General features: G+C 69.9%; 18 protein-coding genes. 11 read left to right on the top strand and 7 right to left on the bottom strand.

Annotated features, from left to right (window positions below; translation table 11 throughout):
• Positions 1–81: 81 nt before the first annotated feature.
• From rfaE2 to V6M42_RS14280, 3 genes are read left to right on the top strand one after another with little or no spacing between them, the layout of a single operon-like run.
• Positions 82–1,536 (top strand): D-glycero-beta-D-manno-heptose 1-phosphate adenylyltransferase, encoded by a 1,455-nt coding sequence (gene rfaE2 / locus V6M42_RS14290; RefSeq protein WP_332679125.1) that lies wholly within the window; start codon positions 82–84, stop codon positions 1,534–1,536.
• Complete coding sequence (gene rfaD, locus V6M42_RS14285) at positions 1,533–2,534, top strand: ADP-glyceromanno-heptose 6-epimerase (RefSeq protein ID WP_332657715.1); 1,002 nt, start codon at positions 1,533–1,535, stop codon at positions 2,532–2,534. Before rfaE2 ends, rfaD begins: the two co-directional genes overlap by 4 nt.
• Positions 2,531–3,637: a DUF3089 domain-containing protein gene (locus V6M42_RS14280; protein WP_332679124.1), complete on the top strand. Its 1,107-nt coding sequence runs from the start codon at positions 2,531–2,533 to the stop codon at positions 3,635–3,637. The genes rfaD and V6M42_RS14280 overlap by 4 nt, the downstream gene beginning before the upstream one ends.
• Here the strand turns inward: V6M42_RS14280 and recG are convergent.
• Positions 3,634–5,721, bottom strand: a complete 2,088-nt coding sequence (gene recG / locus V6M42_RS14275) for an ATP-dependent DNA helicase RecG (RefSeq protein ID WP_332679123.1) — start codon at positions 5,719–5,721, stop codon at positions 3,634–3,636. The two genes, V6M42_RS14280 and recG, sit on opposite strands and share 4 nt — an antisense overlap.
• Before the next feature lie 83 nt (positions 5,722–5,804).
• Here recG and V6M42_RS14270 point away from each other — a divergent pair, with 83 nt between their 5' ends.
• Both V6M42_RS14270 and mfd read left to right on the top strand, forming a co-directional pair.
• Positions 5,805–6,125 (top strand): FAD assembly factor SdhE, encoded by a 321-nt coding sequence (locus tag V6M42_RS14270; protein WP_332679122.1) that lies wholly within the window; start codon positions 5,805–5,807, stop codon positions 6,123–6,125.
• Positions 6,125–9,592, top strand: coding sequence for a transcription-repair coupling factor (mfd, locus tag V6M42_RS14265; protein WP_332679121.1), 3,468 nt, complete (start codon positions 6,125–6,127; stop codon positions 9,590–9,592). The genes V6M42_RS14270 and mfd overlap by 1 nt, the downstream gene beginning before the upstream one ends.
• Here the strand turns inward: mfd and V6M42_RS14260 are convergent.
• Genes V6M42_RS14260 through V6M42_RS14250 form a run of 3 tightly spaced genes read right to left on the bottom strand, consistent with a single transcriptional unit; the run spans position 9,589 to position 12,288 of the window.
• Positions 9,589–10,332 carry an SRPBCC family protein gene (locus tag V6M42_RS14260; protein ID WP_332657704.1) on the bottom strand — a complete coding sequence of 248 codons (744 nt, stop codon included), beginning with the start codon at positions 10,330–10,332 and terminating at the stop codon, positions 9,589–9,591. The genes mfd and V6M42_RS14260 overlap by 4 nt on opposite strands.
• Positions 10,333–10,335: 3 nt before the next feature.
• Positions 10,336–10,932 carry an ArsR/SmtB family transcription factor gene (locus V6M42_RS14255; protein ID WP_332679120.1) on the bottom strand — a complete coding sequence of 199 codons (597 nt, stop codon included), beginning with the start codon at positions 10,930–10,932 and terminating at the stop codon, positions 10,336–10,338.
• A gap of 42 nt (positions 10,933–10,974) precedes the next feature.
• Complete coding sequence (locus V6M42_RS14250) at positions 10,975–12,288, bottom strand: diguanylate cyclase domain-containing protein (protein ID WP_332657700.1); 1,314 nt, start codon at positions 12,286–12,288, stop codon at positions 10,975–10,977.
• A gap of 180 nt (positions 12,289–12,468) precedes the next feature.
• Between V6M42_RS14250 and V6M42_RS14245 the strand changes: the two genes are divergently transcribed.
• Positions 12,469–13,425, top strand: coding sequence for a YihY/virulence factor BrkB family protein (locus tag V6M42_RS14245; protein ID WP_332657698.1), 957 nt, complete (start codon positions 12,469–12,471; stop codon positions 13,423–13,425).
• On the opposite strand, the gene V6M42_RS14240 is transcribed toward V6M42_RS14245, so the two are convergent.
• Positions 13,385–13,618 carry a sulfurtransferase TusA family protein gene (locus V6M42_RS14240; protein ID WP_332657696.1) on the bottom strand — a complete coding sequence of 78 codons (234 nt, stop codon included), beginning with the start codon at positions 13,616–13,618 and terminating at the stop codon, positions 13,385–13,387. The genes V6M42_RS14245 and V6M42_RS14240 overlap by 41 nt on opposite strands.
• The gene (locus V6M42_RS14235; protein WP_332679119.1) at positions 13,615–14,106 is read right to left on the bottom strand and encodes a CinA family protein; all 492 of its coding nucleotides are present in this window, start codon (positions 14,104–14,106) and stop codon (positions 13,615–13,617) included. The genes V6M42_RS14240 and V6M42_RS14235 overlap by 4 nt, the downstream gene beginning before the upstream one ends.
• A gap of 85 nt (positions 14,107–14,191) precedes the next feature.
• Between V6M42_RS14235 and V6M42_RS14230 the strand changes: the two genes are divergently transcribed.
• Positions 14,192–16,492: a fused MFS/spermidine synthase gene (locus V6M42_RS14230; RefSeq protein WP_332679117.1), complete on the top strand. Its 2,301-nt coding sequence runs from the start codon at positions 14,192–14,194 to the stop codon at positions 16,490–16,492.
• On the opposite strand, the gene V6M42_RS14225 is transcribed toward V6M42_RS14230, so the two are convergent.
• On the bottom strand, positions 16,489–17,655 hold the full coding sequence (locus V6M42_RS14225) for a bifunctional 2-C-methyl-D-erythritol 4-phosphate cytidylyltransferase/2-C-methyl-D-erythritol 2,4-cyclodiphosphate synthase (protein ID WP_332679116.1): 1,167 nt from the start codon (positions 17,653–17,655) through the stop codon (positions 16,489–16,491). The genes V6M42_RS14230 and V6M42_RS14225 overlap by 4 nt on opposite strands.
• Positions 17,656–17,719: 64 nt before the next feature.
• On the opposite strand from V6M42_RS14225, the gene dusB reads away from it, so the two are divergent.
• The 4 genes from dusB to V6M42_RS14205 form a co-directional block, all read left to right on the top strand.
• Complete coding sequence (gene dusB, locus V6M42_RS14220; protein ID WP_332679115.1) at positions 17,720–18,775, top strand: tRNA dihydrouridine synthase DusB; 1,056 nt, start codon at positions 17,720–17,722, stop codon at positions 18,773–18,775.
• Entirely contained in the window at positions 18,772–21,075 is a 2,304-nt protein-coding gene (locus V6M42_RS14215; protein WP_332657686.1) for a sensor histidine kinase NtrY-like, read from the top strand. Before dusB ends, V6M42_RS14215 begins: the two co-directional genes overlap by 4 nt.
• Before the next feature lie 9 nt (positions 21,076–21,084).
• On the top strand, positions 21,085–22,500 hold the full coding sequence (ntrX, locus tag V6M42_RS14210) for a nitrogen assimilation response regulator NtrX (protein WP_332657684.1): 1,416 nt from the start codon (positions 21,085–21,087) through the stop codon (positions 22,498–22,500).
• On the top strand, positions 22,497–23,023 hold a 527-nt coding region (locus V6M42_RS14205; RefSeq protein ID WP_332679114.1), incomplete at its 3' end, for an aminotransferase class IV. The genes ntrX and V6M42_RS14205, both read left to right, overlap by 4 nt.

Below are 23,023 nucleotides of genomic sequence, written 5' to 3'. Positions count from 1 at the left end.
CTGGCCGCCGACCTGATCGCCTATGACGACCTGACCAAGGCGCGGATGGCGAAGGCCGCCTGAATCCGTTAGGCCAAGGATATGGCTGAACGCACGCTCGATCTCGGACAACTGCAGGCGCTGCTGGAGCGGGTGCGCGGGCTCAAGATCGCCTGCGTCGGCGACCTGATGCTGGACCGCTACGTCTATGGCGAGGTCAGCCGCATATCGCCGGAAGCGCCCATCCCCGTCCTGCGCACGCGCCGGACCGTCGCCATGCCCGGCGGGGTGGGAAACGTGGCCCGCAACGTCGCCGCCCTTGGCGGGACGGCGCGGCTGGGCGCGGTGGCGGGACAGGACGCGGCGGGCGACGAACTGGCGGCCCTGATTGCGCATGAACCGGGCATAGAGGACGCCGTTGAACGCCGCGCCGGCGTGGCCACCATCGTCAAGACGCGCTTCGTCGCCGCCGGCCAGCAGTTGCTGCGGCTGGACGAGGAGGCGGCGGCGCTGATGGGCGATGAAAGCGACGCCTTTACCGGCGCTTCCGTCTATCTGCTTTCAGATTACTCCAAGGGCGTAGTCAGCGATCTGGTGATCGCCCAGGCCCTGTCGGCGGCGCAGAGAACCGGCGCGCCGGTGGTGGTCGATCCCAAGGGCCGCGACTTCGCCCGCTATGGCGCGGTCGATCTGATCAAGCCGAACGCCAGCGAACTGGCCGCGGCGACGGGCCTGCCGGTCGAGAGCGACGCGGAGGTCGAGGCGGCGCTCAGGGCGCTGCTGCACGACACGACGGCCAAGGCCGTGGTGGTGACCCGGGCCGGCAAGGGCATGAGCCTGATGCGGCGCGGCGAGGCGGTGAGACATTTCCCGGGCCGGGCGCGCGAGGTGTTCGACGTTTCCGGCGCCGGCGACACGGGTCTGGCCGCGCTGGGACTGGCGCTGGGCGCAGGCGCGTCGCTGGAGACGGCGGTGGAGTTCGCGATCCTGGCCTCGGGCGTGGTGGTCGGGAAGGCGGGGACGGCGGTGGTCACCCCGGCCGAACTGATCGACGCCGAGATGAGCCAGCATGCGGCCGGCGCCCACGCCAAGGTGACGCCGCTGGAAGAGCTGGCGCAGGTGGTCGAGGGCTGGAAGCGGCAGGGGCTGAAGGTCGGCTTCACCAACGGCTGTTTCGACATCCTGCACCGCGGACATGTCGCCTATCTGGCCCAGGCGCGCGGCTGGTGCGACCGGCTGGTGGTGGCGCTGAATACGGACGCCTCCGTTCGACGGCTGAAGGGCGAGGGACGGCCGATCAACGATCTGGACAGCCGGGCCGTGGTCATCGGCGGGCTTCAGTCGGTGGATCGGGTGACGGCCTTCGACGATCCGACGCCCCTGGCCCTGATCGAACGGCTGCGGCCGGATGTGCTGATCAAGGGCGCGGACTACACCCGGGAGGGCGTGGTCGGCGGCGATCTGGTCGAGAGCTGGGGCGGCGAGGTGAAGCTGGCCACGTTCGAGGACGGCTATTCGACCACGAAGACGGTCGAGAAGATGAAGGGCGAACGATGATCCGGCGCATGATCGTGGTGACCGGCGGGGCCGGCTTTATCGGCTCGAACATCGTCGCGCGGCTGTGCGCCGAGGGGCGGCGCGACGTCGTCGTCTGCGACCGGCTGGAGCGGTCCGAGCTCGGCAAGTGGAAGAACCTGGCCAAACATCCGATCGCCGACTTCTGGGAGCCGGAAGAGCTGTTCGACCAGCTGGAGCGGAACGCCGAACGGATCGAGGCGGTGGTGCACATGGGCGCCATTTCGTCGACGACCGAGCCGGACGCCGACCTGATCCTGCGCACCAATTTCGGCCTGTCGCGGGACCTGTGGGCCTGGTGCGCCCTGCGCGACGCGCGGCTGATCTACGCCTCGTCGGCCGCCACATACGGCGACGGCGGAATGGGCTTCGACGACCAGGACGATCTTCGGTCCCTGTCAGCGCTCAGGCCTCTGAACGCCTATGGCTATTCCAAATACCTGTTCGATCAGTATGCGGCGCGCCAGGCGCAGTCGCGGACGGCGCCGACCCAGTGGGCGGGGCTGAAATTCTTCAACGTCTACGGACCGAACGAGTACCACAAGGGCGGGATGAAGTCGGTCGTGGCCCAGATCTGGCCGGAGATCCAGGCCGACCAGCCCGTGGTCCTGTTCCGTTCGCACAATCCGAACTACGCCGACGGCGGCCAGATGCGCGATTTCGTCTTCGTCGACGACGTGGTCGACATGGTCGAATGGCTGCTGGAGACGCCCGAGGTGTCGGGGGTCTTCAACGCCGGCTCGGGGCAGGCGCGCTCGTTCCTCGACCTGGCCAACGCCACCTTCGCGGCGGCGGGCAAGACGCCGCGGATCGAATACATCGATACGCCCGAGAGCATCCGCGACAAGTACCAGTATTTCACCGAGGCCCGGATGGAGCGCGTTCGCGAGGCGGGCTTCAGCGGCCAGTCGACGCCGCTGGAAGAGGGCGTGCGCCGCTATGTGCAGGACTTCCTGGCGACGGCGGACCCCTATCGATGAGCTTGCGCAGGCTGACCTTTCGCCAATGGGTCGGCTGGATCGGCCTGACGATCGTCTTCCTGCTGGCCGCCGCCGTGGCGGTCTGGCGCGGGGACATTCTCAAGGCCGGGCTGGACCCGCAGGTTCCGTTCCAGACCTATACGCCGCCGCCCGCGCCGGACTATGGCGCGCCGGCCGCCTGGGCGCTGCGGGAGACGCGGACGCCGGATGCCGGACCGGCCGCGATCTTCTTCGTCCATTCGACCACCTATGACGGCGGACGTCACTGGAACGGGCCGATCGGGGACCGGGGCGCGGACGCCTATCTGAACCGGGTGGTTCTGCCCAACTACGCCGGGCCTTTCGCGCGCGCCGGGGCGATCAGCGCGCCGCGCTACCGGCAGGGCAGCCTCTACACCCGGCTGACCCTGCGCGAGGACGCCCGCGAGGCCCGGGCCTTCGCCTATGGCGACGCGGTTTCGGCGTTCGACGTCTGGATCGCCAACCATCCGACCGGGCCGATCGTGCTGGCCGGGGTCGAACAGGGCGGCGACATCGTCGAGCGGCTGGTGCGCGAGCGGGTCGCGTCCGATCCGGCGCTGCGTCGGCGGCTGGTCGCGGCCTATCTGATCGATGTGGTGGCGGCGGCGGACGGGTTGTCGTCCGAGGTTCCGGCCTGCGCGCGGCGTGACCAGGTCGGTTGCGTGGTCGGCTGGTCGCCCGTAGGCGAGGGCAACGACGGCGCGGCGCGGCGACGGCTGCGGCGAGCGCTGATCTGGGATGCGCGGGGGCGGCTGGTGGATCTTCATGGACGTCCGGCGCTGTGCGTGAACCCGGTGACCGGCTCGACCGACACAGCACCGGTCGAGATGCGGTTCCACAAGGGCGCAACCAACGCCACGGGCCTGGAATGGGGCGCGCGGCCGGCCCTGATGGCGCGAGAAATCGCCACCCGGTGCAGCGACGGCCTGCTGCGGCACACGGAGCCGACGACGGAGTCCTTCCGCGAGACAGGCAGCTGGGCTGATCGAAGAAAGTCCCGCCCCTACAATCTCTTCTACGGCGATATTGAAGCTGATGTTCAGGCGCGCCTGACGGCCTGGCAGGCGCGTTCGCCGGCCTAGTCTATGCCCGGGCGGTCGTTGCGCCAGTCGAACAGCGCCTCCAGCACCCTGACCCCCTCGCCGCGCGGCGAGGTCAGGTCGGGATCGCGGCCGAGCACCAGACGGGCGTCGTCGGCGGCGGTCAGCATCAGGGCGCGGTGCCGGATCGGGTCGGCGAAGCGGTAGGCGGGGAAGCCGCTCTGTTTGAGGCCCAGCGGATCGCCGCCGCCGCGCAGGCGGAAATCCTCCTCGGCGATCTCGAAGCCGTCCTCGGTGCGGCGCAGGGTTTCCAGCCGGGTCTTCGCCGTCTCGCCCAGGCCGTCGTCTCCGCCGCCATACAGCAGGATGCAGGCGCTGGCCTTGGCCCCGCGGCCGACGCGGCCCCGAAGCTGGTGCAGTTGGGCCAGACCGAAGCGGTCGGCGTGTTCGATGACCATGATGGTGGCGTTGGGCACGTCGACGCCCACCTCGACCACGGTCGTAGCGACCAGCAGGGGGATGCGGCCGTCGGCGAAGTCGGCCATGACGGCCTCGCGCTCGGGCCCCGGCATCTGGCCGTGGGCGAGGCCGACCTCGACTTTCAGGATGCGGCGCAGGTCGGCGGCGCGGGCTTCGGCGGCGGCGAGGTCGCTGGCCTCGCTCTCGGCCACGAGCGGGCAGATCCAGTAGGCCTGGGCGCCGCCGTCGATGGCCGCCTTGAGCCGTTTCGCCACCTCGCCGATGCGGGCCAGAGGCAGGACGGCGGTGGTGACGGGGGTGCGGCCCGGCGGCTTCTCGGTCAGGCGGGACACTTCGAGCTCGCCGTACTGGGTCAGTTCGAGGGTCCGCGGGATGGGGGTGGCCGACATGGTCAGCAGATGGACGCCGCCCGTGCGGGGATCGCCCTTGGCCTGCAGCCGCTGGCGCTCGTTGACGCCGAAGCGGTGCTGTTCGTCGATCACCGCCAGCGCCAGTCGATCGAAGCGGACCGCGTCCTGGAACAGGGCGTGGGTGCCGATGGCGACCTGGGCCTCTCCGGAGGCGAGGGCGGCGAGCCGGGCGCGGCGCTCGGCGGGCGTATCGCGGCCGGTCAGGAGGACGGCGCTGACGCCGGCGGCCTCCATCATCGGGGCGATGCGCTGGAAATGCTGGCGGGCGAGGATTTCGGTGGGGGCCATCAGGGCGGACTGGAAGCCCGAGGCGGCGGCGTCGGCCAGGGCCAGCGCGGCGACGGCGGTCTTGCCCGAGCCGACGTCGCCCTGAAGCAGGCGGCCCATCTGTTCGCCCGAGGCGAGGTCGCGGCGGATCTCGGCGACGGCCTGATGCTGGGCCCCGGTGAGATCGAAGGGAAGGGACGCCAGCAGGCGGGCGGAGGCGTCGCCGGGATGGATGACGGGGGCGGGGGTTATCTGGCGGGCGCGGCGGCGGCGCGCGAGGGCCAGTTGGTGGGCGAACAGTTCGTCATAGGCCAGCCGCTGGCGGGCCGGGGCGTCCGGCTCCAGATCGGGCTCGGCCTCGGGGGCGTGCAGACGTTCGAGGGCGGCGCGCCAGCCCGGCCAGCGTGTTTTCGCCAGCCAGGCGGGGTCCTGCCATTCGGGCAGGTCGGGGGCCTGCTGGAGCGAAGCCTGGACCAGTTTGCGGATGACGCGGGACGTCAGACCCTGGGTCGCGGGATAGACGGGCTCGACAGCGGCGATCTCGCCGGCCTGCTCTGGCGTGAAGATGTCCGGATGAACGATCTGCACCTCGTTGTTGAAACGCTCGACCTTGCCGGTGACGAGCCGGGTCTGGCCGCGGGGCAGCAGGCGGTCGATGTGCTGGGCCGAGCCGCCGAACCAGATCAGATGGACGAAACCGGTCGCGTCGGTCGCCCGCACCTTGATCGGCGCGCCGGGCTTCGACGGCACGATCAGGCGGTCGATGGATATCTCGAAAATCCCGACCTGGCCCTCGACGGCGTTCAGCGCGGTCATCGGACGGCGCACGATCAGGCCGGACGGGGACAGGAAGGCGACGTCGCGCACCAGGGGGCCGGCCAGCTTCTGGACGAGCGGCAGGATTTTGGGCCCCACGCCCTTCAGGGTGGAGACCTCGGCAAAGAGGGGAAAGAGAATCTCGGGCCGCATCACGCGACAGCATAGCTGGCGAAACGGCGGGGGGAACGCTATCTGACCCGTCCTGTTTACTGACCGACCGGGCAAGGAAGCTTGTGGCCGATATAGACGCGCGTCCCGAAGACACTGCCGCCCGTGAGCGGCTGGGTCGGATTCTTTTCCGGGCTTGGCGGCGCGGGTTCCGCGAGGCCGATCTGGTGCTGGGTCCGTTCGCGGAACAGGTCGGACCGACCCTGACCGACGACGAACTGAATTCCCTTGAGGCTCTTCTGGCTGAGGACGACGATCACCGACTGTACGCCTGGATCATCGGCAGCGAGCCGACGCCCCCGGCGCACGACACCGCCGTGATGGGCAAGATTCGCGACTTCATGCGCGATCACGTCGCCGCGGCCGTGGCCGAGGGCGCCGGCTGATGGATGCGGCGGTTCCCAAGCGGGGCGACGAGGAGCTGGGCGGGGCGCCCGAGGGGCTCGACGCGCTGACGGTCGCCGAGCGGCTGAAGGCGACGGGCGGCGTCGGCGTGTTCGTGGCGCGCGACTACGCCCGGATGGGCGAGTTCGTTCAGGCGTTCGGCTTCTTCGCCCAGGACATAGAGATCATCGAGTTTCCGGCCTGGGACTGCCTGCCCTACGACCGGCTGAGCCCGTCGTCGTCGGTGTCGGCCGAGCGGATGGCCGCGCTGACGAAACTGGCCCAGCGGCAGAAGGGCGACAGCAAGCCGACGCTGGTCGTGACCACGGTCGGGGCGGCGATCCAGCGGACGCCGCCGCGAGAGGTCACCTGCGGCGCCGGGTTCGAAACCACGGTGGGCCTCGATCTCGATACGGCGGCGCTGGAGCGGTATTTCGCGGCCAATGGCTATATGCGCGCCTCGACGGTGTCCGAGCGCGGCGAGTTCGCGGTGCGCGGCGGGGTGATCGACGTCTTCCCGCCCGGCTTCGACGAGCCGGTGCGGCTGGACATGTTCGGGTCCGAGCTGGAATCGATCCGCACCTTCGATCCGGCGACCCAGCGGTCGACGGGGCAGAGGCGCGAGGTGTCGCTGGCGCCCGTGTCCGAGGCGTTGCTGGACGCGGAGAGCATTTCGCGGTTCCGGACCGGCTATCTGAGCCTGTTCGGCGCGGCGGGCGACGACCCGCTGTACGCCGCCATCAGCGAGGGCGCGCGGCGGCAGGGCATGGAGCACTGGCTGCCGCTGCTCTACGACCGGCTGGAGACGCTGTTCGACTATCTGCCCGACGACGCGAGCCTGTTCCTGGACAACCAGGTCGAGGCGGCGCGGGCCGAACGCTGGACCCTGACCCGCGACGCCTATGAGGCGCGACGCGACGCGGCGATGAGCCGGAAGGCGGGCGGATCGGCCTATCGCGCCCTGCCGCCCGAGCGGCTGTATCTGGACGAGGGCGACTGGAACAGCGCCCTGGCCGGACGGCGGGTGTGGCGGATGTCGCCCTTCCACGGACCCGGCGAGGACGCCGGAGGGCGGCTGGGCCGCAGCTTCGCGGCCGAGCGGGCGCAGGACAGCGTCAATCTGTTCGAGGCCGTGGCGCGGCATGCGGAGACCGTGAAGGCGGCCGGGAAGCGGGTGCTGTTCGCCTCCTGGACCGAGGGCTCGTCCGAGCGTCTGGCCGCGATGCTGGCCGATCACGGGCTGGAGCATGTGGTCGCGGTGCGCGACTGGGCCGATGTCCAGAAGGCGCCGAAGGACATCTATCTTCGCGGCGTCCTGCCGGTCGAGCACGGGTTCGAGACGGCGGATGTGGCGGTCATCTCCGAGACCGACATCCTCGGCGACCGGCTGGCGCGGCCGAGGAAGAAGCGGCGGGCGTCGAACTTCCTGGCCGAGGCGTCGGCGCTGACGACCGGCGATCTGGTCGTCCATCTCGACCACGGCATCGGGCGGTATGAGGGGCTGAAGACGCTGGATATCCAGCAGGCGCCGCACGACTGTCTGGAGCTCATCTACGCGGGCGACAGCAAGCTGTATCTGCCGGTCGAGAACATCGACCTGCTGACCCGTTACGGCAGCGATTCCGACGGAGCCCAGCTGGACCGGCTGGGCGGGGCGGGCTGGCAGGCGCGCAAGGCCAAGGCCAAGGCCCGCCTGCGCGACATGGCCGAGGGACTCATCGCCCTGGCGGCCAAGCGGGCCCTGCGGTCATCGGAGGCGATCACGCCGCCGCAGGGGCTGTTCGACGAGTTCTGCGCCCGCTTCCCCTACGAGGAGACGGACGACCAGCTGAACGCCATCGGCGACGTGCTGGAGGATCTCGGCAAGGGCACGCCGATGGATCGCCTGATCTGCGGCGACGTGGGCTTTGGCAAGACCGAGGTGGCGCTGCGCGCCGCCTTCGTGGTGGCCATGAGCGGCCAGCAGGGGGCCATCGTCTGCCCGACGACCCTGCTGGCGCGGCAGCATTTCAAGACCTTCAGCGAACGGTTCGCGGGCTGGCCGGTCAAGGTGCGCCACCTGTCGCGCATGGTGACGGCGAAGGATGCAGCCGAGACGCGCGCGGGGCTGAAGGACGGCTCGTTCGAGATCGTCGTCGGCACCCATGCGGTGCTGAGCGAACAGGTCGGGTTCAAGGATCTCGGCCTGGTGATCGTCGACGAGGAGCAGCATTTCGGCGTCAAGCACAAGGAGAAGCTGAAGTCCCTGCGGGCCGACGTTCACCTGCTGACCCTGACGGCGACGCCCATTCCCCGGACGCTGCAGATGGCCCTGTCGGGCATCCGCGAGATGTCGATCATCGCCACCCCGCCGGTCGATCGTCTGGCGGTGCGGACCTATGTGACGCCGTGGGATCCGGTGCTGGTGCGCGAGGCCCTGCTGCGCGAGAAATACCGCGGCGGTCAGGCCTACTATGTCGTGCCGCGCCTGTCGGACCTGCCGGACATCGAGAAATTCCTGCGCGAGCAAGTACCGGAAATCAAGTTCGTGGTCGGCCACGGCCAGATGTCGCCGACCCAGCTGGAAGACGTGATGAGCGCCTTCTACGACGGCAGCTACGACCTGCTGCTTTCCACGACGATCGTCGAGAGCGGGCTGGACGTGCCGACGGCCAACACCCTGATCGTGCACAAGGCCGACATGTTCGGCCTGGCCCAGCTGCACCAGATCCGCGGCCGGATCGGCCGGGCCAAGGCGCGGGCCTTCGCCTATCTGACGACCCCGCCCGACAAGCCGATGAGCCTGTCGTCGGAACGGCGGCTGCAGGTGCTGCAGTCGCTGGACAACCTCGGCGCCGGCTTCCAGTTGGCCAGCCACGATCTGGATCAGCGCGGCGGCGGCAATCTGCTGGGCGACGAGCAGTCGGGCCATATCCGCGAGGTCGGGGTCGAGCTGTACCAGCAGATGCTGGAGGATGCGGTGGCCGAGCTGCGTCAGGCGGGCGAGGGCGAGGGCGGGGGCGTGGTCGACCGCGGCTGGTCGCCGGCCATCAATGTCGGTGCGGCCGTATTGATTCCAGAGGATTACGTCCCGGACCTCAATGTTCGTCTGAGCCTGTATCGCCGCCTGTCCGACGCCGAGAACTCGGAAACGCGCGAGGCCCTGGCCGCCGAACTGATCGACCGGTTCGGGCCGCTGCCGGACGAGGCGAAACAGCTGCTGCGCATCGTCGGCATCAAGGCCAACTGCAAGACCGCCTGCATCGAACGCATCGACATCGGGCCCAAGGGCGCGGTGCTGACGCTGCGCAACAACGAATTCCCCAATCCGATGGGGCTGGTCGGCCTGATCCAGAAGAACCACGCCTTCTGGAAGATCCGGCCCGACCAGAAGATCGTCGTCAAGGGCGAGTGGGATACGGCGGCGGACCGGCTGAAGGTCGCCGAGCGGATCACGGCCGATCTGGCGCGGGTGGCGGAGGCGGCCTAGCTCTCGTGCGGCGCGGCGTTGTCGAAACGCGCGTCCCACCATGCCTTCCAGCGGCCTTCCAGATCGGCGAAGGCCGCATCGGACAGGCCGTAGGTGGTCAGGGTCAGCATGGTCGCGCCGCGCGGGCGTTTGCCCTCCTTCGGCGGGCTGTCGAGGACGACCAGCAGACCGTCGCCCCAGCTGTCGACCGTGACGCCGATCTGGTGTCGGGCGGTGAACCAGACCTGGCCGGCCGCGTCGGCGTCCGGGCCGAGGGGCATCGCGTACGGCTCGCCCGCGGCCGGAGCGGCGTCGAGACCCAGCACCGACCGGCCCAGCCCGTCCTCGCGCGGCGGGCCCGAGAAGAAGATCGTTCGGCGCGTCTGGCCGGGATGGCGGGCGAAGGCGAAGGCCAGCTGCTGGGTGAAGGAAATCCAGCCCTCGATCATGCCGTCGAACACGTCAGTCCATTCCCCCGCCGGGGCCGAGCGGACGACGCGGACGAGGCTGGTCTCGCCGCGCGCCTCGACCTCATAGCGGTCGTTCACGCCGACGAAGGTGACGGTGCGGCGTTCCTCGTCGGCCTCGGCGTGGGTGACGAAGATGAAGTCGATCTCGTCCTTCAGACTGTCGGCGTCCCAGCCGAACCAGTTCGCGATCTGCTTCGGATCGCGCAGGGCGGCCCAGACCGCGTCGGCGGGGGCGGGCACTGTGACCTCTACGAGAACGTGGTCTTCCATGGGCTTGGCGGCTTCGGTCATGGGTCAGTTCCTGGCTGGAGCGGGTCGGGGCGTCGCCGGGCGGGCGGCGGCGGTAAGGCGGTAGCGGCGGCCGGTCGCGGCCGAGTATCTGCGGGCCAGGGCCGTGACGGCGGCGCTGACCTCCTCGGTGAAGGCGTCGAACTCGGCGGGCGTGGCGAAGGTGACATCGGCCTCCACCGTCAGGGTCAGCAGGCGCGACCCCTCCGCGGCCGCGTCCTGGCGCATGCGGGCGACGTCGCGGACGATGGCGGAGGCGGTGGAGATCAGGTGGTCGGCGGCGTGGCGGTCCTGAGCCTCGACCGCATCGGGGTCGGGCGGGGCCTGCATCATGGACGGATCGAAGACATAGCTTTGCGCGGCGACGAACAGGCGTTCGGTGAAGCCGCGCTTGCGCCGCTCCTCCGCCAGCTGGATCAGGCCGGCGGCCTCGAGCGCGCGCAGATGGTGGCCGATGTTCTGACGCGGCAGGCCCAGCTTTTCCGACAGGCCGGCGGCCGAGGCCGGTTCGGTGAGGGCGGCGAGGATGCGCCGACGGATGGGCGCCAACGCCAGCAGGGCGGTGTCCAGGTCGTCGAGCAGGGCTGAGGGGCGCGCCGTCATGACGCAAACCTGCATTAGACAAATCAGATTGTCAAATGAGCGTCAGGCCTGCGAGCGGACATCCTTCGAGGCCCGTTCCAATACGGCGGCCGGCGATTCTCCGGGCGAGACCTCGGCCACCCCGACCTCGAACTCGACCACGAACGGCGACCGGTCGGGGCCGGCGTCGAAGGCGGTGCAACCGATGACGGCGGCGATCCGGTTGGCGGCGATCCGTCCCGACGGGCCATGGGTGGCGGGCAGGGCGAGGGCGAAGACATCGGGCGACAGGCGGGCCGCCGTATCCTCCGTGCGGATCAGACGCGAGACCATGGCCCCGATCTGGGGCAGGGCGCGGTCCAGCCAGCCGCCCTTGCGGGCCTCGGCGACGGCCTCGGTCTCCGACACGCGCAGGACGGCCACCGAGAGGGGACGGCGGCGCAGCCGGGCCCCCTCGGCGATGCGGGCCAGATGGCTGGCGAACAGTTCGGGCGTGAACAGGCCGGTCGCGGGATCGGTCAGGCCCGACCCGCGCGCGCTCTCCAGCGCCTTGCGGATGGCGACATGGCGGCGATGGGCCCGGGCGAGGGCGGCGATGCGCTCGGCGGTCTCTTCCTCGGGCGTGTCGGCGGCGGCGACGTCGGCGAAGCCGCGGTTGTAGAGTTCGGCCAGATTGATCTCGCCGGAGCCGCGCAGATAGAGCACGGCGGGGATGTGATAGAGCCGCGTGTTCCGCTTCATGCCCGAGGCGATCGACAGGGCCGGGGTGTGGTCCTCGGCGCCCCACAGGACGGCGGCGTCAAAAGGCTTTTCGTGCAGATAGTCGAAGGCCGTGTAGGGCGTCGGCGCGGCCACGACCTCGCAGCCCCGTTCGGTCAGGGCGTTGGACAGGGCGAGGAAATGTCGGTCGGGCTTGCCTGCGGCGAGGACGCGCAAAGGCGTGCCGTCCAGATCCGTCAGCGGCAGGGGCTGGCCGCGCGCGGCGAAGGTGGCCTCACGCAGGCTGACCTCCTCCTCGGCGATGGCGGAGCGGATCAGGTTCTCCAGACGCAGCGCGGCCTGGGCGGCGTGCGGCGGGATGGACATGGCGATGTCGGCCAGGCCGGCGTCCCAACCGGCGGCGTCGCCGCCGATGGCGAGGACGGGCAGCCGGCGTGGCGTGACGGTCTGACGGAGGGCTTCGACGCCGTGGGCCGCATCCGGCAGGCGGGCGTCGAGGATCACCGCCTCCAGCGGCCAGTCGATCAGGGTCTGGACGGCGCCGGCGAGCGACCGGGCCGTGACGGTGCGCCAGCCGAGGGCGTCGAGACCCTGACACAGCGGGCCGACCAGGTCGTCGTCAGGGGCGACGACCAGAATGCGCGGATCGGAACCCAAGATCGGAATCTCCAGCCGCCCCAGCCCCCTGGCGCGGTTTCATTGGCGGCGGACCATAGCGACCGCAGGCGGCTGTAAGCAACGGGTCAAGCGAGGGGCGACGACGGCTATCCCCAGCAGCGCTTTCCCCCGGAGCGAATTGCGGTAGAAGTGCGCTCGTTAACGGTTGTGGGGACCGGCTTGCAGGCCAAATCGGACATTGAAGTCGCCGCGCGCTGGGCCACGCCCATGTTGTGGGGCCGGCTGGCGGTCAAGGCGTTCTCGCGCAGCTGGGGCCGCGACGTGATGCTGTACACGGGCGGGGTGTCCTTCTTCGCCCTGCTGGCGGTGTTTCCGGCCATCGCCATCCTGATCGGCTTCTACAAGGCCGTGCTGTCGATCGCCCAGGTCAGCGAACAGGCGGCGGCCCTGGCCGATGTCATGCCGACCGCGGCGCGGGCCATCTTCCGGGCCGAGATCGAGCGGCTGGCCAACGCCTCGGCGCGGACGGTGTCGGCGCAGAGCTTCTTCGCCCTGGTCATCGGCGGATACGCCGCGCATCGCGGCTTCAAGGCCCTGCTGGCCGGGCTGAACCTGATCCACGACGAGAAGGAGCCGCACGGCTTCTTCAAATTCAACCTGCTGGCCTTCTTCGTCGCCCTCGCCGCCTTCCTGCTGTTCACCGTGGTGTCCGGGGCGGTGGTGACCTCGCGGCTGCTGGAGCACGCCGGTCCGGGCGAGGCGCCGCCGACCACCGGCCTGCCGCTGGACGGTCTGTGGCCGGCTCTGGGTCTCGCGATCGGCCTGACCATGCTCTACCGCTACGCCATGTCCCACCGGACGCCGGTGGCCTGGGGGCCGTCCATCGCGGGCGGGCTGGTGGCGACGGTGATGTCGACGATCTCGTCCTGGCTGTGCGCCATCTATGTCGAGCAGATCGCCCCGCTGGGCGCGACCTATGGCTCGGTCGGCGCGGTGGTGGTGCTGCTGATCTGGCTGTCGTGGAACGTCAACGCCATCTTCTACGGCGGCGCCTTCACCACCGAGATGGAGATCGCGGCCCGGTCGATCGGCGCGCCCGAGATCGAGCCTGATGCGCCGCTGCCGGACAGCGTCGTCAATCTGTCGGAACGTCGCCGGGCGTCTCGACCACGATAGTCAGGACGCCGTCCGCCTCGTCGATCGAGACGATGCGGCCGCCCAGACCAGCGACCAGATGCGGCACGTCGATGCGGGCCATCGGGTCGGTCGCCAGCAGGGTCAGGCGCCCGCCTGCGGGGGCCTGACGCATCGCCTTGTGGAGTTTCAGGCTGGGGGTCGGGCAACGATGTCCGCGGGCGTCGACGATCATGCGCCGATCCGGTCCAGCAGCAGGCGCAGGGCGACGCGGACGCTTTCGAGGCGGATCGCCTCCCGGCCCAGATCGCCGAAACGATGCTCGGCATGAATCAGGCCCGACGGCCCCGAGGCGGCGAAATGGACGAGGCCGACGGGCTTGTCGTCGGACCCGCCTCCCGGGCCGGCGATCCCGGTGACGGCGACCGAGACTGTGGCGGCGGAGCGGCTGACGGCGCCTTCGGCCATGGCGCGGGCCACCGGTTCGGACACCGCGCCGTGGGTCTCGATCAGGTCGACGGGGACCCCCAGCATCTCGCTCTTGGCGGCGTTGCTGTAGGTCACGAAGCCCCGGTCGAGGACCGCCGATGAACCCGCGACGGCCGTCAGGGCGCCCGCCACCAGGCCGCCTGTGCAGCTTTCGGCCGTGGCGACCCCAAGCCCGCGCGCGACGGCCGCCTCGATGACGCGACGGGCCAGTGTTTCAATATCGTCGGGGAACATGCGGCGAGGGGCCTTCCGAAGGGGCGGCGAGTCGGTCCAGGGTGGGGCAAAGCGCCCGCCAAGGGCGCCAGCATACGGGGCGGGCATGAGCGACACCACCGGGGACACGGCTATCGACGCGCGCGCGCCTGACAGGCTGACGCCCGTCCTTTTCGCCCTCGCGATCTTCACCTCGGCCTCGCTGGTGTTCGTGGTCCAGCCGATGGTCACCAAACTGGTCCTGCCCATGCTCGGCGGCTCGCCGGCGGTGTGGAACACGGCCATGGTGTTCTTCCAGACCGCCCTGCTGGCCGGCTACGGCTACGCCCATGGCCTGCAGAAGGTCGGTTCGATCAAGACGCAGGTGGCGATCCATCTGGCGCTGCTGGTGGCCGCCGCCCTGTTCCTGCCGCTGCACATCAACGGGTGGCTGGGCGATCCCGACCCCTCGGCGCCGGTTATGTGGCTGCTGGCCACCCTGGCCCTGTCGGTCGGGGCGCCGTTCGCAGTGCTGTCCGCGACGGCCCCGCTGCTGCAGGCCTGGTACGCCCGGGTGCGCGCCGGCTATGCCGACGGCCAGAACCCCTATGTGCTGTACGCGGCCTCGAACCTCGGCAGCTTCCTGGCCCTGCTGTCCTATCCGATCCTGATCGAGCCGCTGGCGACCCTGTCGGGGCAGCGCTGGGGCTGGAGCGGCGGCTATGTCGCCTTCATGCTCATGATCGTGGCCCTGGCCTTCGTGGTCTGGAGCCGCCGTATGGACCGCACCGCCGAGCCCGCCCGCCTGGCCGCAAGCCCGCCGATGACGCTGCGTGAGAAGGTCATTCTGGTGCTCCTGGCCGCCGCGCCGTCCAGCCTGATGCTGGGGGTGACCTCGCACCTGTCGACGGATGTGGCCTCGGCGCCCTTCCTCTGGGTCCTGCCGCTGGCCCTGTATCTGCTCACCTTCGTCATCGCCTTCCAGAACAGGCCGTGGATCCCGCTGAAGATCACACTGCCGGTTCAGGCTGCCATCGGCGCCGTGTGCGTCCTGACCGTGGCGTTCCGCTCCGCCAACTGGAACATCGCGTTCGCCATCCATCTGCTGGCCTTCTTCTTCGCCGCCCTGATGTGCCACCAGCTTCTGGCGGCGCGGCGGCCCGCGCCGGACCGGCTGACGGAATTCTATCTGCTGATGTCGCTGGGCGGGGTGGTCGGCGGGGCGTTCACGGCCCTGGTCGCGCCGGTCATCTTCAACATGGTGTGGGAGTATCCGCTGGTCCTGGTGCTGGTCGGACTGGCCCGGCCGTGGGGCAGGGGGCCGCTGAACGGGACGCAGACGGGAGTCCTCGTGGCCGCCCTTCTGGTCGCGGCGTCGCCGGTGCTGCTGTCCCTCTGGCTGAACAGCGACGACGGGGCGCGGGCCGCCTTCTACGCCAGTTCGCCGTTCCAGATGAGCCAGCTGGCGATGATCATGCTGCTGCCGGCGGCCATCTGCGCCTTCCTGGCGCGCGACCGGGCGCTGGCCTTCACGGCCATACTGCTGGCGATCACCCTGTCGTCGCAGTGGATCGCGCGCGGCTATGACTGGAGCTATTCGGGCCGCAGCTTCTTCGGCGTGATGCGGGTGGCCAATTCGCCCGATCAGCGGCTGGGCGGCGACGTTCATGTGCTGATGCACGGCACGACCCTGCACGGGGCGCAGGCGCGGGATCCGCGCTTCGACTGCGTGCCGACCCTCTACTACGCCCCCGCAACGCCCATCGGTCAGGCGGCCGACATGGTCGAGGCGCGCGGTCCCGCCCGGATCGGCGTCGTCGGCCAGGGCTCGGGCGCCATGGCGACCTACAAGCGCGCCGAGGACTCGATGACCTTCTTCGAGATCGATCCGATGGTCGACCGGCTGTCCCGCGATCCCCGGTGGTTCACCTACATCTCGAACTGCGCCGCCGGGCCGATCGACACGGTGCTGGGCGACGCACGGCTGACGCTGGCGAAGCAGCCGGCGGGGTCGTACGACCTGCTGATCATCGACGCCTTCTCGTCGGACGCGGTGCCGACCCATCTGCTGACGGCCGAGGCGATCGAAGGCTATCTGAAGCTGCTGAAGCCGAACGGGGTGGTGCTGCTGCACCTGTCCAACCGCAATCTGGACATCACCCTGCCGGCCATCGCGGCGGCGCAGGCGCTGGGCAAGGCCAGCCTGCACCAGATCTACTACGAGGGGGATTCGACGCCCGAGATGGCCGAGGCCTCGACCGAGGCCCTGATCCTGTCGCCGACGCCCGAGGGACTGGCCGACTTCCGCGCCGACGCCCGCTGGAAACAGCCGCTGCCGACGACGGTGCGGCCGTGGACGGACGACTACGTCAACCTGTTCGGCTCGCTGTGGCGCAGCATGTTCCCGCCGGCGGAACGGCCGCTCTAGGAACGGCCGCCCGAGGCGGGCAGTTCGATCGTCGCCAGGGCCTGGGCCGCAAGGCCTTCGCCGCGACCGGTGAATCCCATGGCCTCGGTCGTGGTGGCCTTGACGCTGACGGCGTCGAGCGGGAGCGACAGGATGGCGGCGAGGCGCTCGCGCATGGCCTGACGGTGCGGTTTCACCCTGGGCCGCTCGCAGATCAGGGTGACGTCGACGTTGACCAGTCGGCCGCCGCGCGCGGTCAGCCGCTCGACGGCGTGGATCAGGAACCGGTCGGAGGCGGCGCCCTTCCATTGCGGATCGGTGGGCGGGAAGTGGTCGCCGATGTCGCCGTCGCCCATGGCGCCGAGGACGGCGTCGGTCAGGGCGTGCAGGCCGGCGTCGGCGTCGGAGTGACCGATCAGGGTCTGGTCGTGGGGAATCTCGACCCCGCACAGCCAGACAGAGGTTCCGGGGCCCCAGCGATGGGCGTCGAAGCCCTGACCCACGCGGATCTGGCGGGGAATGAGCGCTTCGGCCATGGCGAAATCCTCGGGGAAGGTCAGTTTCATCAGCCGTGCGTCGCCCTCGACGATGCGGACGCGGCCGCCGGCGCGTTCCAGCACGGTCGCCTCGTCTGTGGCGGGTTCGTCGGCGGGCCAGGCGGCGTATGCGTCGACGATGGCCTGATAGCGGAAGGCCTGCGGGGTCTGGGCGCGCCACAGGCCCTCGCGCTCGACAGCGCCGGAGACCAGGCCGTCGGACGCGCGGCGCAGGCTGTCGGCGACGGGCAGGGCGGGAAGGGCGCCGTCCGCCCCGGAGAGCGCAGCGATCAGGCGATGGATGACGGGAAGATCGAGCAGGGGGCGGGCGGCGTCATGGATCAGGACGGGCCGGTCGCCCGGACCTCCAAGCGCCTTGAGGCCGTTGCGCACCGAGTCGGCCCGCGTGTCTCCGCCCGTGGCCAGCCGCCAGCCCGAAAGACCCGCGAGGGCGGCCTGAGCCTCGGCTTCCGAGCCGGAGGAGACCATGACCACGAGGTCCTCTGCTCCGGCCTTGAGCAGGGCCTCCACCGACCAGCGCACGACCGGTTTGCCGCCGAGGGCGCGCCACTGCTTCGCCCCTCCGGCGCGGGAGGCGGAGCCGGCGGCGACCACGATGGCGGCGAAGGCGGGTGCGGGCGTGGTCATGCCCGGCCTTCTAATCGCCGCGGTTGCGCTTGACGAGAGGGGTCGACGGCGCGGAAAGGGCCTCATGGCTGCTGCAGGCATACAGATCGGCGACGTGTGGGTGCCCGGACGGGTGCTGACCGCGCCCATGACGGGGATCACCGACCTGCCGTTCCGGCGGCTGGCCTCGAGGCTGGGCGCCGCCTATGTCGCGACCGAGATGGTGGCCGCCGCCGAGCTGGCGCGGGCGCGGCCTGACGTCGTCCGGCGCGCGGCGGTGGGCGAAGGTCTGCCGCTGACGGTGATCCAGCTGGTCGGCCGCGATCCCGCGGCGATGGCCGAGGGCGCGCGCATGGCCGAGAAGGCCGGCGCGGACATCGTCGATCTGAATTTCGGCTGTCCGGCCAAGGAGGTCACGGGCTCGGCCTGCGGCTCGGCCCTGATGCGCACGCCCGAACTGGCCTGCCGGCTGATGCAGGCGGCGGTCGAGGCCACCTCGCGACCGGTGACGGTCAAGATGAGGCTGGGCTGGGACGATACGCATCGCAATGCGCCCCTGCTGGCGAAGCGGGCCGAGGAGATCGGCGTGCGGGCGGTGACCGTTCATGGGCGGACGCGGGCCCAGTTCTACACCGGTCAGGCGGACTGGACGGCGGTGGGCGAGGTCAAGGCGGCGGTGGGCATTCCCGTCATCGTCAACGGCGACATCCTGACCGCCGGGGACGCGCGCGAGGCGTTGCGCCAGTCGGGCGCCGACGCCCTGATGCTGGGCCGCGGCGTCTATGGCCGGCCCTGGCTGGCGGCGCATATGGAGCGCGCCCTGGCCGACGGGACGGTGTTGCTGGAGCCGGGACGGGAAGAGCGGCTGGACATCGTCATCGAGCACCTGCGAGCCTCGGTCGCCTTCTACGGACTGCCCCTGGGGCTGAAGATGTTCCGCAAACATCTCGGCTGGTATGTCGAACAGGCGCCCTGGCCAGAGGATCCGCTGGAGCGGCGGGCGGCGAAATCCCGACTCTGCCGGCTTGAATGCCCGCATGAGGTGGTGCGGGCCCTCACGAACTTGTGGCGGCCACTGACGTATTCCGGCAACCACGCTGTTGATATTTCGCCACAGGTGGTCGAAGCTCAGGTGGCATGACGGATACACCGACCGCCGCCGACGCCGAACCTGGGCCCGCCGCTGACGGACGCGCGGTTCCCTGGTTCGCCAGTTGGTCGGAGGAGCGGCGACGCAACGTCTTCCTGATCGCCTATGCGCTGGCGTTCCTGATCACCATTGCCGCGATCTGGCTGGTGGCCCTCGCCCCGGGCAACAGCGGCGAAGGCGCCCGGGCGGCGGCCAGCCAGGCGGTGCTGATCATCCTGGGCGCCAATCTGGTGCTGATAGGCGGCCTGGCGTTTGTCGTGGGACGGCGGGCCCTGTCCCTGTTCCGGCGGCGCACCGTTGCGGGCGCGCGCCTCCATCTGAGGTTCGTGACCCTGTTCTCGCTGGTCGCCCTGGTGCCGGCGGTGGTGATCGCCCTGGTGTTCGGAGTGCTGGTCAACCGCGGCGTGGATCAGTGGTTCAGCGCCAATGTCTCGTCGGCCGTGGGGAACAGCGCCGAGATCGGCCGGGCCTATGTCCGGGACGTCAGCCTGCAGGTCGGATCGGACCTGGAAACCATTGCGATCGAGTTGGCCGCTCCGGAGGCGCGCGCCCGCTTCGGCTACCGGATCCAGTTCTCGGAACTCCTGGCGGAGATCGCCGACCTCTTCAACTATCCGGCTCTCTACGTCATCGACGGACAGGGGGAGGTGTTGGCGCAGGGCGAACTGCCTGGCGCGCCTCCCTACCTCGCGCCTTCGCGGGAGGATCTCGAAACGGTCGCGCAGGGAGAGACCGCGCCCATCGCCGTCACCGAAAATCCCGACACCATCCGCACGCTCTATCCGCTCTCGGGCTATGGCGACGCCTATCTCTATCTGGTTCGCCCGATGCAGCCGGGGCTGATCGCCCAGATGCGCGCGGGCGAGGAATCAATCATTGCCTACCGCGAGGCGGAGGACAGCCGGCAGCGCATCCAGGGAGCGTTCGCCCTGAGCTATATCGAGACGGCGCTGCTGGTCCTTGTCGGGGCGATCTGGCTCGGCATGGGCGCGGCCAGCGCCATCTCGGCGCCGATCGGACGGCTGGTCGAGGCGGCCGACCGGATCGCGGGCGGCGACCTGACAGCGCGAGTCGACGGCGAGGAAGGGCCGGGCGAGATCAGGACCCTGTCGGCCGCCTTCAACCGCATGACCGGCGATCTTGAAGCGCAGCAGGCCGCGCTGAGGGCCGCCAGCGAGGAGGCGACGGGGCGCAGCCGGTTCATCGAGACCGTACTGTCGGGGGTCTCGGCCGGCGTGATCGGCCTGGACCGTCAGCGCCGGGTGTCGGCCATCAACGACAGCGCCGTGGAACTGCTGGCCATCTGGGATCCCAATATCATCGGCCGCCCCTTGGGCGAGGTGTCCCCCGAACTCAGTGAACTGGCCGGCCGGGCCGAGGCGCATATCGAGGAAGAGATCGATGTCAGCCTCGACGGCGAGACGCGGCGCCTGCGCGTTCGCATCGAGGGCGGCGTCGGCGGCGAGATGGTGCTGACGTTCGACGACATCACCCGTCTGGTGACCGCCCAGCGCAACGCCGCCTGGCGGGACGTGGCCCGGCGCATCGCGCACGAGATCAAGAACCCCCTGACGCCGATCCAGCTGTCGGCCGAACGGCTGCGGCGGCGCTATCGCGGCCAGGTGATGGACGATGTCGAGGTCTTCGACCGCTGCACCGAAACCATTATCCGCCAGGTCGGGGACATCGGCCGGATGGTGGACGAATTCTCGTCCTTCGCCCGGATGCCCGCGCCGCGTTTCACGGCGGCCGATCCGGCCGAGCTGCTGCGCGAGGCGGTGTTCGCCCAGCGGGTGGCGGAATCGGAGATCGGGGTCGAGCTTGTCGAACCCCTGCCGAAGGTCACCCTGCACGCCGACCGGCCGATGATCGGCCAGGCGCTGGCGAACATTCTGAAAAACGCCGGGGAGGCCGTGTCGGCCCGGAGGGCGATCGCGCCCCGGCCGGACGACCGCGACCATCCGGGGATTTCGGCGCGGCTGATCGTCGAGGACGGGACAGCGACCTTCGTCATCGAGGACGACGGCATGGGCCTGCCGGCCAAGGACCGTGATCGTCTGACCGAACCCTATGTGACGACGCGGGAAAAGGGCACCGGCCTGGGTCTGGCGATCGTCAAACGCATCTGTGAAGAACATGGCGGCGAGCTGAAGCTGGCCGATGCCGAAAAGCTGTCAGGCGCCCGCGTGTGCCTGATCTTCCCTCTCAAATCCCAACCGAAATCAGCGGGCGGAGCCGGGGTGAAGGACGCGAAAGCGTCCCGCACCCCGACCCTCCCGGCTGCCGAATAGCGAGGCGATATGCGATCCACGGGAGCCGACATTCTGGTCGTCGACGACGAGGCCGACATCCGCGAGCTGGTCTCGGGCCTGCTCGAGGACGAGGGCCATTCCGTTCGCACGGCGTCCAACTCCGACGAGGCCCTGGCCGCGATCCGGGCGAGGAAGCCGTCGCTGGCGCTGCTGGACATCTGGATGCAGGGCGGAGGCCTGGACGGGCTGGAACTGCTGGACGTGATCAAGGAGCTGGATCCCGACCTGCCGGTGGTGATGATCTCGGGTCACGGCAACATCGAGACGGCGGTCACGGCGCTGCAGCGCGGCGCCTATGACTTCATTGAGAAGCCGTTCAAGTCCGACCGGCTGGTCGTCGTCGTGCAACGCGCGCTGGAAGCCAGTTCGCTGAAGCGCGAGAACCGCCGGCTGCGCGCCCAGGTGGCGGCGCCGACCGGCTTCATCGGCCGTTCCGCCGCCGCGCAGGCCCTGAGAGCGACCATCGCCAAGGTCGCTCCGGCCAACAGCCGGGTGCTGATCTCGGGTCCTCCGGGTTCGGGCAAGGAACTGGTGGCGCGCCAGATCCACGAGGCCAGCGCCCGGGCCAGGGGCGAGTTCGTCGCCATCGCCGCGGCCGGAATGACCCCCGAACGCCTCGACATCGAACTGTTCGGTGAAGAGGGCGTCGACGGTCGTCCGCGCAAGATCGGCGTGTTCGAACGCGCCCATAACGGCACCCTCTATCTGGACGACGTCGGCGACATGCCGCGCGAGAGCCAGAGCCGCGTGCTGCGCGTGCTGGTCGAACAGCGCTTCCGCCGCGTGGGCGGCGAGCAGGACGTGCAGGTCGACATCCGCGTGGTCACCTCGACCTCGCGCGACCTGAAGCAGGAGATCGCCGAGGGCCGGTTCCGCGAGGACCTGTTCCACCGGCTGAACGTCGTGCCCATCCGGGTGCCGGCCCTGTCCGAGCGCCGCGAGGACATCCAGGAGCTGATCGACTATTTCATCGACACCCTGTCGTCATCCCAGGGTCTGCCGCGCCGTCGCATGGGCGACGACGCCATCGCCGTGCTGCAGGTCCATCCCTGGCCGGGCAACGTCCGCCAGCTGCGCAACAACGTCGAGCGGCTGTTGATCCTCGCCACCGGCGACGTCAATGAGCCGATCAGCGCCGACATGCTGCCGCAGGAGGCGACCAACGCGAACTCGACCGGCACCCTGGGCGGGGAACGCATCATCGCCCTGCCGCTGCGGGAGGCGCGCGAGGTGTTCGAGCGCGAGTATCTGGCGGCGCAGATCATGCGGTTCGGGGGCAATATCTCGCGCACCGCGGCCTTCATCGGCATGGAGCGGTCAGCCCTGCACAGGAAACTCAAGTCTCTGGGCGTGTCGCCGTCGCGCGGCGGCGAAGAGGACGTTGAAGAGGTCATCGAGGAATGAGCCGCGTCGCCTATGTCAACGGCCAGTACCAGCCGCACGGCCAGGCCGTGATCCATGTCGAGGATCGCGGCTTCCAGTTCGCCGACGGCGTCTATGAGGTCTGGTCTGTGTTCGACGGCCGGATGGCCGATTTCGACGGCCATATGACGCGTCTGCACCGCAGCCTGAACGAGCTGCGCATTCCCATCCCGATGACCGCGGAGGCGCTGGCGCGGGTGCTGAACGAAACGGTGCGCCGCAACCGGGTGCGCGAGGGACTGGTCTATCTGCAGGTCACGCGCGGCACCGCCCGGCGCGACCATCCGTTCCCGCCCGAGGGCACGCCGCCCAGCGTCATCGTCACCGCCCGCTCGCTGCCGCTGTCGAAAGGCAATGCGGCGGCGAAGAAGGGGGTGGCCGTGGTCACCCATCCCGACATCCGCTGGGGCCGGTGCGACATCAAGACCGTGGGCCTTCTTCCCAACGTCCTGGCCAAACAGGCGGCCAAGGAGAAGGGCGCGGCCGAGGCCTGGATGGTCGACGA

It is taken from the genome of Brevundimonas sp. (assembly GCF_036677305.1).
GTDB lineage: Bacteria > Pseudomonadota > Alphaproteobacteria > Caulobacterales > Caulobacteraceae > Brevundimonas.
The sequence above is the reverse complement of the archived record's forward strand: the minus strand, read 5'-3'. Positions and strand labels throughout refer to the sequence as shown.